The sequence below is a fragment of the Bacillus sp. AFS029533 genome (assembly GCF_002585125.1).
GTDB classification, from domain to species: Bacteria; Bacillota; Bacilli; order Bacillales; family Bacillaceae_G; genus Gottfriedia; species Gottfriedia luciferensis_B.
This window is the reverse complement of the sequence record NZ_NUQC01000010.1, coordinates 72,253-89,400: the sequence shown is the minus strand read 5'-3', so window position 1 is coordinate 89,400 and position 17,148 is coordinate 72,253. Positions and strand designations below refer to the sequence as shown.

The 17,148-nt window shown below is 33.4% G+C and carries 16 protein-coding genes; 10 read left to right on the top strand and 6 right to left on the bottom strand.

The window, feature by feature from the left end; translation table 11 throughout:
• Positions 1-10 precede the first annotated feature (10 nt).
• From aspS to COE53_RS05360, 3 genes are all read left to right on the top strand, one after another.
• The gene (gene aspS, locus COE53_RS05370) at positions 11-1,780 is read left to right on the top strand and encodes an aspartate--tRNA ligase (protein ID WP_069035149.1); all 1,770 of its coding nucleotides are present in this window, start codon (positions 11-13) and stop codon (positions 1,778-1,780) included.
• Between the two features lie 165 nt (positions 1,781-1,945).
• Positions 1,946-2,713, top strand: coding sequence for a tRNA threonylcarbamoyladenosine dehydratase (locus COE53_RS05365; protein ID WP_069035148.1), 768 nt, complete (start codon positions 1,946-1,948; stop codon positions 2,711-2,713).
• An 86-nt stretch (positions 2,714-2,799) separates the two neighbouring features.
• The gene (locus tag COE53_RS05360) at positions 2,800-3,045 is read left to right on the top strand and encodes a hypothetical protein (protein ID WP_069035147.1); all 246 of its coding nucleotides are present in this window, start codon (positions 2,800-2,802) and stop codon (positions 3,043-3,045) included.
• 184 nt (positions 3,046-3,229) lie between these two features.
• On the opposite strand, the gene COE53_RS05355 is transcribed toward COE53_RS05360, so the two are convergent.
• Together COE53_RS05355 and COE53_RS05350 are read right to left on the bottom strand one after the other, a co-directional pair.
• A complete protein-coding gene (locus COE53_RS05355; RefSeq protein WP_098947538.1) occupies positions 3,230-3,448 on the bottom strand; it encodes a hypothetical protein in 219 nt (72 codons plus the stop codon).
• 100 nt (positions 3,449-3,548) lie between these two features.
• Positions 3,549-3,980, bottom strand: coding sequence for an SANT/Myb-like DNA-binding domain-containing protein (locus COE53_RS05350; RefSeq protein WP_098947537.1), 432 nt, complete (start codon positions 3,978-3,980; stop codon positions 3,549-3,551).
• A 138-nt stretch (positions 3,981-4,118) separates the two neighbouring features.
• Here COE53_RS05350 and COE53_RS05345 point away from each other — a divergent pair, with 138 nt between their 5' ends.
• Positions 4,119-5,408 (top strand): replication-associated recombination protein A, encoded by a 1,290-nt coding sequence (locus tag COE53_RS05345; RefSeq protein ID WP_091022709.1) that lies wholly within the window; start codon positions 4,119-4,121, stop codon positions 5,406-5,408.
• Positions 5,409-5,440: 32 nt separating this feature from the next.
• Here the strand turns inward: COE53_RS05345 and COE53_RS05340 are convergent, their stop codons facing one another.
• The 3 genes from COE53_RS05340 to COE53_RS05330 form a co-directional block, all read right to left on the bottom strand.
• Entirely contained in the window at positions 5,441-6,073 is a 633-nt protein-coding gene (locus tag COE53_RS05340) for a DUF2306 domain-containing protein (protein WP_098947536.1), read from the bottom strand.
• Positions 6,074-6,196: 123 nt separating this feature from the next.
• A complete protein-coding gene (locus tag COE53_RS05335; protein ID WP_142350394.1) occupies positions 6,197-6,454 on the bottom strand; it encodes a hypothetical protein in 258 nt (85 codons plus the stop codon).
• A 75-nt stretch (positions 6,455-6,529) separates the two neighbouring features.
• Positions 6,530-7,957, bottom strand: coding sequence for a hypothetical protein (locus COE53_RS05330; RefSeq protein ID WP_098947534.1), 1,428 nt, complete (start codon positions 7,955-7,957; stop codon positions 6,530-6,532).
• 305 nt (positions 7,958-8,262) lie between these two features.
• On the opposite strand from COE53_RS05330, the gene COE53_RS05325 reads away from it, so the two are divergent.
• The gene (locus COE53_RS05325; RefSeq protein ID WP_056472677.1) at positions 8,263-8,595 is read left to right on the top strand and encodes a DUF4257 domain-containing protein; all 333 of its coding nucleotides are present in this window, start codon (positions 8,263-8,265) and stop codon (positions 8,593-8,595) included.
• Between the two features lie 43 nt (positions 8,596-8,638).
• Positions 8,639-8,851 (top strand): hypothetical protein, encoded by a 213-nt coding sequence (locus tag COE53_RS05320; RefSeq protein WP_056472680.1) that lies wholly within the window; start codon positions 8,639-8,641, stop codon positions 8,849-8,851.
• Between the two features lie 70 nt (positions 8,852-8,921).
• On the opposite strand, the gene COE53_RS05315 is transcribed toward COE53_RS05320, so the two are convergent.
• Positions 8,922-13,043 carry a S8 family serine peptidase gene (locus COE53_RS05315; RefSeq protein WP_098947533.1) on the bottom strand — a complete coding sequence of 1,374 codons (4,122 nt, stop codon included), beginning with the start codon at positions 13,041-13,043 and terminating at the stop codon, positions 8,922-8,924.
• Positions 13,044-13,490: 447 nt separating this feature from the next.
• On the opposite strand from COE53_RS05315, the gene cymR reads away from it, so the two are divergent.
• From cymR to COE53_RS05295, 4 genes are all read left to right on the top strand, one after another.
• Positions 13,491-13,907, top strand: a complete 417-nt coding sequence (cymR, locus tag COE53_RS05310) for a cysteine metabolism transcriptional regulator CymR (protein ID WP_098947532.1) — start codon at positions 13,491-13,493, stop codon at positions 13,905-13,907.
• 53 nt (positions 13,908-13,960) lie between these two features.
• Entirely contained in the window at positions 13,961-15,106 is a 1,146-nt protein-coding gene (locus tag COE53_RS05305; protein WP_069035140.1) for a cysteine desulfurase family protein, read from the top strand.
• A 28-nt stretch (positions 15,107-15,134) separates the two neighbouring features.
• Positions 15,135-16,253 carry a tRNA 2-thiouridine(34) synthase MnmA gene (gene mnmA / locus COE53_RS05300; RefSeq protein WP_098947531.1) on the top strand — a complete coding sequence of 373 codons (1,119 nt, stop codon included), beginning with the start codon at positions 15,135-15,137 and terminating at the stop codon, positions 16,251-16,253.
• A gap of 207 nt (positions 16,254-16,460) precedes the next feature.
• Positions 16,461-17,120: a tetratricopeptide repeat protein gene (locus COE53_RS05295; RefSeq protein WP_069035138.1), complete on the top strand. Its 660-nt coding sequence runs from the start codon at positions 16,461-16,463 to the stop codon at positions 17,118-17,120.
• Positions 17,121-17,148: the final 28 nt, after the last annotated feature.

Here is a 17,148-nt window from a genome sequence, read left to right as displayed (position 1 = left end):
GGAATTGAAAATGGAACAACGAACGCATTTATGTGGAGAACTAAGAGAATCACATATTGGTCAAAGTATAACACTTAAAGGATGGGTACAAAAAAGACGTGATTTAGGTGGATTAATTTTTATTGATTTACGTGACCGTTCTGGACTTGTACAAATCGTTTTTAATCCTGAAACTTCAGGTGAAGCTTTAGCTCTAGCTGAAACTGTTCGTAATGAATTTATTCTTCACGTTCACGGGAAAGTAGTATCTCGTGGTGAAGGTACAGCTAATACAAATCTTGAAACGGGAGCAATTGAAGTTTCTGTTGAAAAGCTTGAGATTATTAATAAAGCTAAGAATCCTCCATTTGCAATTGAAAATAAAACGGAAGTAGCAGAAGACCTTCGTTTAAAATATCGTTATTTAGATCTACGTCGTCCAGTTATGTATGACACTTTTAAATTACGTTCAAAAATTACAAAATCAATTCGTGATTTCTTAGATGGTGAAGACTTCTTAGAAGTTGAAACGCCAATTTTAACAAAGAGTACACCAGAAGGAGCTCGTGACTATTTAGTTCCTAGCCGAGTACATCCTGGTGAGTTTTATGCATTACCACAATCACCTCAAATTTTTAAACAATTATTAATGGTTTCAGGGTTTGAACGCTATTTCCAAATTGCACGTTGCTTCCGTGACGAAGATTTACGTGCTGACCGTCAACCAGAATTTACTCAAATAGACATTGAAACGAGCTTCCTTTCTCAAGAGGAAATAATGGAAATGTCTGAAAGAATGATGGTTAAAATGATGAAGGAAACAAAAGGTGTTGAACTAGTTACACCACTTCCTCGTATGAGCTATGATGAAGCGATGAATCGCTATGGATCTGATAAGCCTGATACTCGTTTCGGATTAGAGTTAATTGATGTATCTTCTTTCGCTAAAGAAAGTGGATTCAAAGTATTTACATCAGCTGTTGAAAACGGTGGCCAAGTAAAATGTTTAAATGTAAAAGGTCAAGCAGCAAATTATTCTCGTAAAGACATCGATGGTCTTCAAGAATATGCTGGTCGTTATGGAGCAAAAGGTCTTGCTTGGTTAAAACTTGAAGAAGATGGTTTCAAAGGTCCAATTGCTAAATTCTTTAGTGAAGAAGAATTTGCTACATTAAAATTAGCTGTAGAGGCACAAGCAGGAGACTTAATCTTATTTGTAGCTTCAGATGCTTCAGTAGTTGCAAATAGCTTAGGTGCACTTCGATTAAAACTAGGTAAAGACTTAGATTTAATTGATCAATCTAAATTCAATTTCTTATGGGTTACTGACTGGCCATTACTTGAATATGATGCAGATTTAAATCGTTATTTTGCTGCTCATCATCCATTCACTTCACCTGTTCGTGAAGATATTGATAAATTAGATACAGATCCAGGTAGTGTTAAAGCTCAAGCTTATGACTTAGTGCTAAATGGTTACGAGCTTGGTGGAGGATCAGTTCGAATTTACGAAAGAGACATACAAGAGAAAATGTTCAAATGCTTAGGATTTTCTGAAGAAGAAGCACAAGCGCAATTTGGTTTCTTAATGGAAGCATTCGAATACGGAACTCCACCACACGGCGGAATTGCCTTAGGTTTAGACCGTATTGTTATGTTACTTGCAGGTCGTTCAAATTTACGTGACACAATTGCATTCCCTAAAACAGCATCAGCAAGTTGCTTATTAACAAATGCACCAAGTCCAGTTTCTTCTGCACAATTAGAAGAATTAGCGTTAAAAACAACTGTAGAAGAGTAAAATAAAAAGGAAGGGTGAAGGAATTAATTTTCTTAATCCTTTCCTTTTTCTTGTTGAAGGATTAAGAAAAATTCGGTTTTTCTTTAATTCAAGCTTGATGTAAATAGCTTGTATCATGTATATTTAAATCATTGTAATCTGATTAAGATAGTGGGAGTTGAATAAATGTTACACCAATTTTCTCGTAATGAGCTTGCTTTTGGTAAAGCAGGTTTAGAGCGATTACAAAACAGTACGGTAGCTATTTTAGGTATTGGAGGCGTTGGCTCATTTTCTGCCGAAGCCTTAGCGCGTTCTGGAGTCGGTCGTTTAATACTAGTGGATAAAGATGTTATTGATATTACAAACGTGAATAGACAAATTCATGCTTTATTATCAACTGTTGGAGAGCCTAAAGTAGAAATGATGAAGCAACGTATTCTTGAGATTAATCCTGAGTGCGAAGTAATTACACATAGAATGTTTTATACAGAAGAAACATTTGAAAAGTTTTTCGAAATTCCATTAGATTATGTAATTGATGCTTCTGATACAATTACATATAAAATTCACTTAATTAAAGAGTGTCGTCGTCGTGGAATTCCACTTATTTCAAGTATGGGTGCTGCGAATAAGATGGATCCAACTCGATTTAAAATTGCTGATATATCAAAAACGACTCACGATCCTATTGCAAAGGTTATTCGAACTAAACTTCGCAAAGAAGGTATTCAAAAAGGAGTAACAGTTGTCTATTCAGATGAAAGTCCTATTGTTATTCGTGAAGATGTACGTAAAGAAATCGTACCAGATGAAAATACAAAAATTCGTAAAGCAAAAATGCCACCTTCTTCAAACGCCTTTGTACCATCAGTTGCTGGCTTAATCGCAGCTAGTCATGCAGTACGTGAATTAATAAAGGATATTGAAATTCAGCGTGTAGGTAAAGAATAACTAATAATACTAGCTGTAGGAATTAATTTCCTACAGTTTTTTTATTTATTAATGTAAAAACTACCTTCAATAGGAGGTGTTTGATATTGAATAGAGCATTGAAAGTATTTTGTACTTTCGGATTATCATTATCAATATTAACTGCTTGTAATAGTACAAGTGACGTGGAAAAAGATTCAAAACAGCATAGTGTAGATAATTTATCCAATCATTTAAATGTTAAGTATAACAGGAAAAATAATGTAGTTGAGAAAAACGGTAAGGTTGGCAAAGATGGCGTTGTAAACGATATGGAATCGATTGAAATGAATAAACGTAAGCCTAATAAATAAAAAAGACCCCCAAATTTCTTGGGGGTTTCAGACTGCCCGAAAACGCTCGCTTTCTTCGTTGCTTCACCAGTCTGCGGTGTTCATTACCGTCTAGGGTAACTCCGCTCCTCACTAGGCTTCACGCCACGAAAGACCAGCGCTTTCAATCAATCTGCTCGGACACATTACTTTATAGGCTAAGGGGTTACATATTTAAGTCCTTCTCATTTTTAGCATTATTTTTCCGTCTTCTCATAAATTGACGTCCAATTAGTGAAATAACTAATAGTCCAACTACAAGGAGTAGAATTTGGAGATATGATAAGTTAAAGTATTTGGCACCGGTAACTATTAATAATGTAGATAACGTACCTTTAATAATAAAAAATATAATAATCCATAAACCGCCTTTTTTCCAATTCATTTCATTATACTCCTTACTATTGCTTTGCATATTGTTACTTCATTATACAATAGTACAAGTGATGATATACTGTGAATGTTTTACATTATTTTGTCCAAATTTATTCTGTTAGATTGAGCAAAACATTTTGTTTCTTTTGGATTAATGTTTTTAGATTAACAATTTGTTTGTTTAAATTTTCATTGTCAATTTTTAATTTAACTACTCTTTCTTTTAACTGTTTATTTTCCTTCGAAGCTTGATTGTTTCGTTCTAAATTCATTAAGAATTGGATGACCATTTCAATATTCAGTGAAGGAGGATTTATAAGCATATTTAACTTACTAACTTCTTTAGGTTTGTTTATTTCTCTAAATTGATTTTTTGATAGTTTTCGGTATCTAGAAGCACATGCTGTCTTTGTCCGATTGATAATATTTGCTACCATTTCAAATGCTTCTTGCTTCGATTTACCTTTACTTTCGTATTTTTCAACTAGTTCAATTAATGTGTTTTCATCTTCAAGTGACCATTTTGTTTTTGGGGCATTCATTTTTTCACCTTCTTTATTTCATCTATTATTATCTTCACCAAATAAATTGTTAGTCAAAAGAAATATTTGCTAGGTGCAGATGAAAAATGTTTCCAATTCAATTACAATAGTAAAAAGAGTTATAAAGGAGGGAGAAAAATGAGTCATGAACCTCTAGCATACCGTATGAGACCAAGAACGATTGATGAATTAATTGGTCAGGAAAAAATTATCGGAAAAGAATCAGCGTTATATCGATTAATACATAACGGACGAGTTCCTTCAATGTTAATACACGGGGAACCTGGAATAGGTAAGACATCGTTTGCCCATGCAATTGCTGGTACTGTTGATAAACGTTTTGTAACTGTAAATGCGACTACTTCTGGTAAAAAAGAACTTGAGGATATCGTTCATGAGGCGAAAATGTTCGGTGAGATCATTCTTTTTGCAGATGAAATTCATCGTTGGTCAAAGTTGCAACAGGATTATTTATTATCATATGTAGAAAGCGGGTTTATCACGTTAATTGGGGCAACAACTGAGAACCCATACCACGATGTTAACAGTGCAATACGATCTCGATGTAACCACATTTTAAAATTAGAACCGCTCTTACCAAAACATATTTATAAATTATTAGATAAAGCATTAAGAGATGAGGATAGAGGATTAGGAAATTTGCAAATCCAAATTTCAGAGGAACAAATTTTAAAAATTGCTCATGGAGTAAACGGAGATGCAAGATCATCATTAAATATTTTGGAATCAATTGTATACGGCTCAACAAAAGAGTCAGACGGAACGATTGTAGTACAAGATGAAATTATTGATGAATTTCTACGTTCAAAAGGTTTTAATCATGATAAAAATGGAGATTTTCATTATGACACATTGTCTGGTTTCCAAAAAAGTATTCGTGGAAGTGATGTAAATGCAGCACTTTATTATTTGGCGAGGCTCATTGAAGCGGGCGATTTAACTAGCATTATTCGAAGATTATTAGTGATTGCTTATGAGGATATCGGATTAGCCGGCGATCCATGGAAGGTTGTCCTGGCTTGTGAAGCCGCAAAGCAAGTTGGATTTCCTGAAGCAAGAATTATTCTTTCTAATGCAGTAATTGAACTTTGTTTGTCATCCAAATCGAATTCTAGTGTCACATCAATTGATCGAGCATTAAATGATGTGAGAAGTGGGCTACATGATGATATTCCAGCACATTTAAAAGATGCGCACTATGCTGGAGCAAAGGATATGGGGCATGGGGTTGGTTATATTTATCCGCATGATCATCCTTTAGGTAATTTTGGCGGTTGGGTAAATCAACAATATCTTCCAGATCGACTAGTAAATCAAGTTTACTATAAACCAAAAGAAGCAGGTAACGAAAAACGTTACGGGGCTATTTTTGAAAAACTACAGCAGTTTAAGAAAAATCGTAATTAAAGAGGAGGTAGATATAAAGCGAAATTGGTCGCTTAATCTACCTTCTTTTTTAATATAATCCACTCAATTGTGATTAAATTTATTAATAAACCTACCCATATATTAACATTTAGGGCTTCCTCAACCATTTGTTCTCTTCCACCAGGTAGATGCAATCCATTTAGCAAAAAGTAGGCTAATAATATAAATGGCACTAAAACTCGACCACTTACTGCTACTAAAGTGATTCCAAAACTTCGAGTCATCCAGATTTGATGAGCATTGTAGTTTTTCTTCTTAGCGCTATGAATACCTTTTATGGTAGTGAAAATCCAAAGTATAGCTAAAACAAGAAAAGACATTACTTTTGAAAAATTTTCAATATAAAATATTACGATCAATGACAAAATTCCACTAATAAAAACGCTAGTATAGTAAATAGTTCCAATCATTCGATGGATTCTTGGATAACGAGATCTAATCTTTTTTACAAATTGTAAAAATCCAGCAATTAAAGCAATAAACGCAAAAAAGATATGTGTAATTAAAGCAGGATATTGAATTGAAGTTGAACTAATTTGGATACGACTTTTCTCAGGATCAATAAGAAAATAAGGAGCCATAAATGGAATAATGACACAAAGAGAAATAATAAATAAAATCCACCAACTTTTTTTAGCATTCATAAATAAACCTGTCCCCCGATATTTAGTTGATAATATGTATAAAATCTTTAAGTAATATCATAACAACATATTATGAACGGAACATGAATAAAAAAAGTCGAGATTCGAGTCCCGACTTTACTTTTAAGCACTAACATCATTTTCAAAAACTTCAATAGTTGGAGAATCAACTAAATGACTAGTTAATAATTTTATCTCAAGGAAAAGTAAATCGGGTTTAATAAAAGTTGAAGGGATTGATAAAATCTCTTCATCATCTTTATCATAGAAAACAATATAATTTACTTTTCGTTGATATGCTGCCATTTTGCCTTCGTTTTTACCCCATTTTCGGAGTTCGATTGTCATCCGATTTATCTTATGAAGCTCGATCGACTTCAATTCATTACCTTTTTTTAAAGTTAGTTGTCTACTTGTTAAAATTAACTTAGACTCTTTGCGAAGTTGAATTGTTGCTTACACTTTATATAAGAAAATAATCCATAGTAAAGCTAGTAATAAAAAATAAATAGGATCGTGATTTCCAAAAGCAGTACCTGTTCTAACAGCAGTTAGAAATCCGAGGAAATAAGTACCAAAATGCCAGTTAGGCTTTGATTCCAAAATGACTTCTTGACCTAATTTATCGTTTTCTTCTTTATTTAATAATTCAAGTTGAGCTTTATGTTCATCCTCAGTATATTTATCCCATTTTGTAAATGCCGTAATTGTTTCATCATAAAATCGTGGACTAGGAATTTGTTCAGAAATATAAGCCCCTACATATGCAGCCATCCAATCATTTTCTGCCCAGTTTTCTTGCTGACTACGAAATTTAGTTAAATAATAAGTTACTTCTTGTTCATAATAGTTGGAAGTATCATAGCGTTTTATAATTTCTATCTCGTCGGGAATCACACCAAAATCTTCATGAGTAATTAAATAAAGAAACAGTCTGTTTTTCACAAAACTATGTTGATGTTCTTCTGTAAATGTGTACATATCTTTCTTTGAAAATTCATTTAATTTTGTATAAAACCATACCGCAGATTCAATATTATGAGCACAATAATCAAGGATTTCTTTTTCAATTTGTACACCATGTTCCATCAGTGAAATAACAGCATCCACTTTTAAGTAAGGATCTTTATACTCAAGTGCTTCTTTTAAATATTCATGCATGCTATCGTCAAAATAATATTGCATTAATTGAAGGTAAATACCCATTTCTGTGCGAACGATGAGGTAAGATTCTTTCCAAGCTTGGTACACATATTTTAAGTTGTAATCTTGATCATAATTTAAATATGAATCTCGTTTAAGCTTATATAAAACTTTAATTTGTTCGATTATATAATCATTCTCAGCGGATGAAAATGGTAAAGAAATTGAATTTCTTTTACACAATAGAATCAGATGGAAAATTGAAACTGCAGTTTCTTCATTTTCGATTAAATGTAATAGTTTTTTTACAAGTTCTGGAGCCCAATTTGTCTCTTCGAAAATGAATTGAACATCGATATCAAGCGAGTACCGTTTACTATTTTTTTCAATGATTCGTATATAAGCATCTCTAGCTAACTCTGATTTTAGACTTATTAATAAATAAAGAGCTTGAAGTTTTGCTCGTTCACTATATGCTTCAAAATTCTTTTCGATTGGAGTTATTAATTCTTGGAGTGCAAACTCTGAACAAAACCCAACTAAGTGATAGCTTCCATCATCCCAATCTTCTATTGATTTCGGGAAATTGCTTCCCGCTTCTTCTAATAAATATTTTAATGATTCAATAGAAGCACCTGATTGAAGAGACTTTCTAAGTTGGTCTATGCCTTTTGCACGCTGATATAGATCTTGGTGGCGTAATTGATTTACTATTTTCTTGAATTTTCTTTGTACAGCCAACTTAAAACCTCCTCTAGCTTCTTTTTAATTCCAATATATCATAATAAGGGTAATGAGAAATAGTTAAATAGTCTTGTAGTGTATTTGTTTAAATGAAAACTCAGGTCTTTTACCTTATTTTTTGTCATAATTGGATAAATTTTACAAATTGTTTTGATAATTTATTTTTAAGCTTTTATAATAATAAGAACAAGCTGTTCATATTTTATATAGAACTTGTCCAATCCTAGCGATCATTTCGATTAACTAATTCTCGAAACGAAAGTAGGAATTTTTTTTGTACCTAAAAATAGAGGAGGATGAACATGGTTAAGCTCTATGTCCTGGCGGTTGTCATTGGTGGAGTGACCGGATTTATTTTTCACATCCTGTTTAACAAAGGTACGATTATGCTTCCGGTGAGACGAAAGAAAGGCTTTTATTTAGGTTTTCTTGCAGATATTTTATTTGGAGCAACAGCCGCGACACTATTTGTTTCTTTATTTATACCAGAAAACATGTTAAAAGATATGCGTATGGTAATCGGATACTGTATATTAGCTGGTCTCTCATCTCAAAGCTTTCTTTTAAGCAGAGCACTTAACACTGAACGGGAAAGGGTAAGTTCACTGCATAATATTTCTAAGCAAATTGTGTAGTATTTTCAATAATTTACTTGGCAAAAGATGAAGGAGGCATGTAATGAGGCTAGTGCTAACACCCGAAGAGAAAGCAATTTATTTAGATTTATTAGAGGATTTATTAAATGCTGATACTGAATACGAAATTAAAAGTATCGAATTCCAAGTCATAAGCTTTTTAAACAACATAAAAGAATCTAGAAAAAATGTTGAAGATTTCGATGAAAAAGCGGCAGCCGCTCAATTCGTACGTGCTGGTAAATTGAAAAGTTAAGCAAGCATTTAATTGACTTTATTTAGCAACTAAAAACTGGAACTCAAAATTAGAGTTCCAGTTCTTTATTTTAGTTAATTCCTAGTTTTGCTTTAATTGTTTGGATTGTTTGACCATTAAGCTCTTGGACTGGACTCGGTGTATCTAAAACATAATCATTTTCTTTTAAATAATTGGTTTCTAGTAATTTAAAATCTTTCGCATCGGTAATGCCATCAAAGTTAATGTCAGTATTTCGATTGTTTTTATTCCAGTTTGCTTCTAGCAAAAGTGCATCATTTAGATCGACCACGTTGTCTTTATTGATATCTCCAGCTTTCGATTTAGCAGTGTAGTAATAAATGCTTTCTCCAATACTTATATTTCCAGCTTTTCTTCCAACTTCAAGCGGAGTGTAAGTAGTAAAATGTCCTGGAACATCTACAATAACAGTGTAAAGAAGTTCGTTCGAAGGCAGGTTGTTAATAAAGATTTGGCCGTTTTTTTGTATTTCACCTATATATAAATTACCTTTAGAATCTTGTACTTTAACACTTGCACCAACAGTTGTGTAATCCGTTGAATAATTGTAAGTGCCATCTTCTTTGTATAGGCCTTGTGCTCCAAGCTGAGCTTGTACTTTTGAATAAGGTGCAAAGATTGGAAGTAGACCTGTTTGCATCAGTGGTCTAACAGTTGCTCCACTAAAATCTTTGTATGCCCCTCCGTAAATATTAAATAGTTGACTAAGTACATTTACATATTCATCTGCTTTAGTATCAAATACTAGATCGATTAATGGCACATCCCCTGAAATACCATCGTTAGGCATTTTCAATGTAATGTTTGAAGTTAAGCTAGTTGTACCACTAGTAGAAGTAGTAAGATCTGAACCATCTGGTAATGTTTTGTTTTTTTCTATCTCAACAGAATCAAAATATTTATTCAAGTAATTTATCGAAAAGCTCATTTCTTTAGCGTTCTTTAATCCATGGCTAAACAAAGTATAGGTTACTTTATCACCCATAGTTATTGATTCTTTATTGGGCTTAGCATAAATGTATTGCGAACCAGCTTTTACATAGTAAATTACCTTTGGTGCAACAGATGAATTACCAGCTCGATCAGCACCTACAAATTGAAGCATTGTAGCAGACGAAGAGCCAGTTACAGAAATTTCTTTCGAGAATTTACCATTTTCATCTACGCTTATACTTAATGCTGGTCCATTAGAGCCGTAATATACCTTGTTATTAGATTGTGTTATATTCATTCCGTTCTTTTGAATTTCACTTACTTCGTTATCGATTACCGTGCCCGATAACGTAACTGTTTTTTGATCTGGTGCTAATTCAACAAATGGAAGATCTCCTTTTGGTATAGCATTTGTTTGATCTAATGAGAGCGTTGCACCGTTATTATCGATATAGACTTTATCAGTTTTGACAAATTGTTTACCAGCTTGATTTGTTCCAATGGCTTTAATTTTATAAACGCCATCTGGAGCTGAAATAGAAGTAAATCCAATCGGCTTTTTAGCATTTCCAGTAAAGGGGAAATATCTACCTGCAAATCCATCTTGTAAATAATAATCATAGTCTACAGCAGCACCTGTCGTGTTGATTGAAGTGATTAACCCTAAATCTTTATCTGTTTTTGGATCAACTAAAACAAAATCGATGGTTTTCATAGGTGAATTTAAATTGAAATCTAAATCAGTATCTTTAACACTATATTGTGCGATTACACGATTATTTGAGATAGATGGAGAGTGGGTCGCAAAATATTTAAATCCTTCTTCAACAACACGTGCGCCAAATGGAATTTGATAATTCTCTTCAGGATTTTTTTCATTTTCAATACGAATGTATCCTTCATACGTTCCTTTTTCAGCTGTTTTTGGAACTGTTAATAAGACAGAAAGTTCTTTTTGAGTACCTGATTTTACCTTAAAAGAATCCTCTGTTAATTTTACATTTACACCGTTTTTTTCAGCATCCAATGAACCTTGCGCGCCTACATTATATTCTACAGAAATAACGTATTTTTTCATTTTTTTGCTTGAGTTAGAGATTACAAGTTTCTTTGACTGGTTGAAAGAAGTTTCATTATTCATAGGAATAAAACCATAGCTAAGACCACCTGTTTGCTCTTGAATCATATGCTCTTGTCCATTTTCAATATAAGGTGTTTCATCTAAAACTGATATTTCTGTATCAGAATGAATAGCTTCATAAGGGTCAACCCTGCCTGCGCCTATCTCAAATACGCTATTCTTACCGTTTAATGGGTCCGCTGTATTCATTAATACTGTTTTAATATCAGCAGGTTTATAGCTTGGGTTTGCTTGCAGTAAAAGTGCTGCAATACCTGTAACATGGGGAGTCGCCATTGATGTACCTGACATTCTTTCATATGCAGATGAATAATCATTCTTATCATTTTTATTATTGATATAGGAAGGAACTGTTGAAAGTACATTTACGCCTGGCGCTGTTATTTCTGGTTTTATATCGTATAAAGTTCCTGATGGACCTTTTGAACTGAAGTCTGCTAATACATCACCGGGAATTTCACTCTCTCCTAATGCACCTAATGAAACAGTTAATGGACCAGTTGGTAATAAATCCCTAACTGCGGAGCCAGTATTATTATCCAACGAAAAGACTGGAATATTGTCATTACTCTCTCCTAAAAAGTATGGAATTTGCCCCTCGTTACTATTGTTGTTATATATAATAATTCCTGTTGCACCGTTTTGTTTTGCATACTTCATTTTATCGATTAAAGCATATGTGCCACGTACAACAAATGCTATTTTACCTTTTACATCTTTTCCAGAATAATCATTAGGACCACCTTCTCCAACATTGACAATATCAAATGATTTTCCAGAAAGATTGCTAAAGTCATCGGTCCATTTTTTAGTCATTAACTGTAAAGTTCCATTTATTTTTCTTTTTCCTACGTTAAAACTACTTTTAAAGGTTGTTACTTTAGTAGATGCTGAGCTTGCCCCAACGGTTAATGCTAGTGCAGCTGCACCCGGCGAGCCTAATGTAGACATTCCGTACTCGCCTGAATTTCCTGCTGCAACAACTGCTGTGACACCACTTAGTACAGCATTATCAATTGCTAGGCTTGTAGGGGCTAATGGGTCATTATAATCGCTTCCTAATGATAGGTTTATCACATCCATGCCATCTTCTACGGACTTATCAATTCCAGCAATTACCGAAGAATTTGCGCCGCTACCATAGGGACCTAGAACACGATATACATATAAATCAGCATCAGGCGCTATGCCTGTTACTTTGAAATCTGAATCGTTTTTAGCTTGTCCAGCGATCGTACCTGAAACGTGCGTACCGTGCTCGGTATAATAAGCATTACCATTATAGAATTCAGGTTTTCCAGATTTCTTCCAATCATCGTAAGTCGTTTCCATTGGATTGTTGTCGTTGTCTACGAAGTCATATCCACCTTTATACGCATCCTTTAAATCAGGATGATTAAAATCAATACCAGTATCAATTACGCCAATCTTTATTCCTTTTCCAGTAATGCCTTCTTTATGAAGCTGATCTACTTTTAAAAATGGTATACTGTCAACGTTTGTTTTGTCCTTTGTTTCATCAATCAGTTTTGGAGGATTTACTCGAACTTGAGAATCACTGAAAATTGCTTTCACATCATTAAATTTTAATAATTTTTTAATTTGATTTGCAGGGAGAGTTAATGAGACTCCATTAAGTGAATGTTTATAAGTATGTTTAATTTGATAAATAGTTCGATTCGATTTCGTATCTTTACCTATTTTTTCTTGTAAATCTTTTTTAAATTGAATGTGAGATTTCTCTACTTTGGCCTTAGCGGTATCAAGTGAAATGTTTTTTCCTTTGACAGCTTCTGTTAACTGTTCAGTTTTTGCAGGAAGAGCTTTAAATTCAACAATTACGGAAACTTCTTTTGTACTATTTAAATCTACATCTGATGAAAGATGCAATCCCGTTTTGAATTCGTTCGAATTTAATGTTTGAAGTGCCGCTCTTTGTTCAGGTGTCAATGTAGCTAATATCGCTTCACTTGAAGAAATTGTTTCAGCATTTGCATTAAAATGATTAGTAATAGGTGCAAAGGTTCCAAACAGTAGACAAGTACTTAATCCAATGGTTGTAAGGTGATTCGTTTTACTTTTCTTTGATTTTCGCATTTTTTCCCCACTTCTTTCTCAATTAATAAACTACTAGTATTTATTTTACAGAATATTCTTTGAATAAAAGGCGGGTTATTTTTGATGCATTTTTGTTAATTTTAACTGATTAAAGTGTAAGCAATTTAGTGAAACCTTGAATTAACAACATTTCGTGTAGAAAGAAATTGGGCGGATTTTTAGGACAGTAGATTATTTGTGAAAATGGAGGAGTAAGACTAAACGTTTTTATTCTACGGTTTGTTAAAAAGTTAGACTAGTAAACTAAAAAATCTTACTTACTGTTTTTTAGATCGATATTGCACTTTTCCAATTGGTATAGTGCATTTTTTACCTGGTATGTGAATTTATAGGATAAATAGTGTACAATAATTGTATTACTACAGTTTAAAAATAGGATAAATCTGATAAAAATAAGAGATACAGTTTATTGAACGGAGTGAATTAATGAAGATTTCAACTAAGGGAAGATACGGACTGACAGTTATGATTGAATTAGCTAAAAGATATTGTGATAAACCAATTTCACTCAAGAGTATTGCGAAAGCACAAAATCTTTCAGAGCATTATTTAGAACAAATTATTTCATTATTACGTAATGCAGGATTAGTTAAAAGTATTCGCGGGGCATATGGTGGGTATATTTTAACAAAGGAACCGAATGAAATTTCTGCAGGTGCAGTAATAACTGCACTTGAAGGTTCACTATCTCCAATCGAAAATCTTGAAGATGAAAATCCTGCACAAAGAGAGTTATGGACACGTGTTCAAAAAGCGATTAATGAAGTGTTAGACCATACGAGTCTTGAGGATTTAGCAAAATTAGAATCTGATGATTTAAATGGATATATGTTTTATATTTAATTTTAGTGCGTTCAAAATAGGTGAACGCTTCATAAAGAAAGGATTTAATAAAAATGGAACGTATTTATGTAGATCATGCTGCGACTTCTCCAATGCATCCAGAAGTAATTGAAAAGATGGTTGTAGAAATGCAAGAGACTTTTGGAAATCCATCTAGTATTCATTCATTTGGCCGACAAGCTCGTCAAAAGATTGATACTGCACGCATGATTTGTGCTAATAGTATAGGATCAAAAGTTAACGAAATTATTTTTACAAGTGGTGGAACGGAAAGTGATAACCTTGCTGTTTTAGGCGCTGCTTATGCGAATCAAAAATATGGTAAGCACATTATTACCTCTAGCATCGAGCATCATGCTATATTACATACATGCCAGGCTCTTGAAAAGAAAGGCTTTGAGGTTACGTATTTACCAGTTGATCATACAGGCCGCGTAAATGTAGAGGATGTAAAGGCTGCACTTCGTGATGATACAATTTTAGTATCAATTATGATGGTTAATAATGAAATAGGAACAGTTCAACCAATTAAAGAAATTGGTGAACTTCTTAGTGACCATAAAGCTCATTTCCATACAGATGCAGTACAAGCTTACGGTTTAATTCCAATTAATGTTGAAGAACTTGGTGTCGACTTATTATCCATTTCCTCACATAAAATTAATGGACCTAAAGGTGTAGGTTTTCTTTATGTAAGTGAAAATGCAATTTTTACACAATTACAATATGGCGGTCAGCAAGAGCGTAAACGTCGTGCGGGTACAGAAAATGTACCTGGTATTGTTGGATTAGCTAAAGCAGTAGAAGTAATTCACATCGGAAGAGATGAACGGATAGAAAGCTATTTGCGTTTCCATGAAATTTTAATGAATGTTCTAAAAGAAAATGGAATTCGTTTTGAAAAGAATGGAAATGAGTCGTTTTTTGCACCGCATGTGTTAAACTTATCCTTCGAAGATATTTCAATTGAATCATTTTTGGTAAACCTTGATTTATCAGGTATAGCAGCTTCAAGCGGGTCTGCTTGCACTGCTGGTAGTATAGATCCATCACATGTTTTAGTTGAAATGTTTGGAATAGATTCACCTAAAATACGTTCTTCGGTTCGGTTCAGCTTTGGTTATGGAAATACAGAAGAACAAATCCGTATACTTGGAGAACGTGTATCTTCAATTGTAAAACGATTAGTTAAAATATAAATTTTTATAGTGCGAGGGGATATTATTTATGAATAAAAAAGATCCAAAAGACACTCGCGTAGTAGTAGGAATGTCAGGTGGTGTAGATTCATCTGTAACAGCATATTTATTGAAACAACAAGGATATGATGTCATCGGTATTTTTATGAAAAACTGGGATGACACAGATGAATTTGGCGTATGTACAGCAACTGAGGATTATGAAGATGTAATTGCAGTTTGTAATCAAATAGGAATTCCGTATTATGCAGTGAATTTTGAAAAGCAATATTGGGATAAAGTGTTTACCTATTTCTTAGATGAATATAAAAAAGGTAGAACACCAAACCCAGACGTAATGTGTAATAAAGAAATTAAGTTTAAAGCATTTCTTGAACATGCAATGGATCTAGGAGCAGATTATGTAGCGACAGGTCATTATGCTGGAGTTGAGTTCCGTGACGATGAATTTAAAATGTTACGAGGAATTGATAGCAATAAAGACCAAACTTATTTCTTAAATCAACTTGGCCAAGAACAACTATCGAAAGTTATGTTTCCACTTGGAGGCTATTTAAAGCCTGAAATTCGTAAAATTGCTGAAGAGGCAGATTTAGCTACAGCTAAGAAAAAAGACAGTACTGGAATTTGCTTCATAGGTGAACGTAACTTTAAAGAATTTCTAAGTAATTATTTACCTGCGCAACCTGGTGAAATGAGAACAATGAACGGGGAAGTTAAAGGTAAACATGATGGACTTATGTATTATACAATTGGTCAACGTCATGGACTTGGAATCGGTGGAAATGGAGACCCTTGGTTCGTTGTAGGAAAAGACTTAAAAAATAATATTTTATTAGTTGAACAAGGTTTTCATAATGAGTTACTTTATAGTAATGAAGTACTTGCTTCTGATATTAGTTGGACATCAGATAAACCGAAAGAAGGTTCATTTACATGTACTGCTAAATTCCGTTATCGTTCTGAAGATAACGAAGTAACAGTTCACATCTTAGATGATAACTCTGTAAGAATTCTTTGCCACGAAAAAATTCGTGCAATCACTCCTGGCCAAGCCGTTGTATTTTACGATGGGACAGACTGTCTAGGTGGAGGAACAATTGATCGTGCATTTATCGATGGTAATGAATTAACTTATTTAAGATAAATCTATTTACCCCAATCATAATGGTTGGGGTTGTTTTTTTGAATGGAAATACATAATTTTTCGCAGGAATTTTGAAGAAACGTTCCTTTGAAATGTATACTATGGTGTGATAGTGTTAAATAGATATATTAAGTTTCTTAAACTGATTAGTATAGAAAATGGAGTCTGTCAAAAATAATTGAAAGAAAATACATAGAGGTGTTATAGATGAATAATTTTGAACGTGGCGTAGCAGCCCTGCAAGAGGGGAACTTAGAGGATGCAGCTAATTTTTTAACGAAAGAAATTGAAGAAAATCCTACTAATTCATTAGCGTATGTTAATTTTGGTCAACTTTTACTATCGATGGGAGATGTAGAACGAGCTTGTCTTTTTTTTGAAAAGGCTTTAGAAATTGATCCGGAATTGGCAGCAGCGCATTATGCAGTTGGAACAGTGTATTTTGAAGATGGTAAATTTGAATTAGCTAAAAAACATTTTCAACATTGTGTGAAACTTGGCATGAATGATAGTGATGTCCATTTTATGATTGGTTTATGCTGTGTTAATAATGGCGAAGATCGTTTTGCACTTCCATTTTTTCAACGAGCGATTGAGCTAGATGATCAAGATGTAGACGCATTATTCCAATACGGCCTTACTTTAGCTAAATTGGAAATGTTAGATGAAGCAAAGGTTAATTTAGAAAAGGTTTTACAATTAGATGAACTTCATGCTGATGCACATTATAATCTAGGCATAATTGCGATGTTTAATGATCAAGTTACAACTGCAAAAGACCATTTTAATAAAGCGATTGAATGCCAAGATGATCATATGCTTGCTATGCATGCTTTAAAAGTAATTGAAAATAAAGAAGTAGAATGAAGCTAGTTTAGTTGTGTAAGTTCGGGGA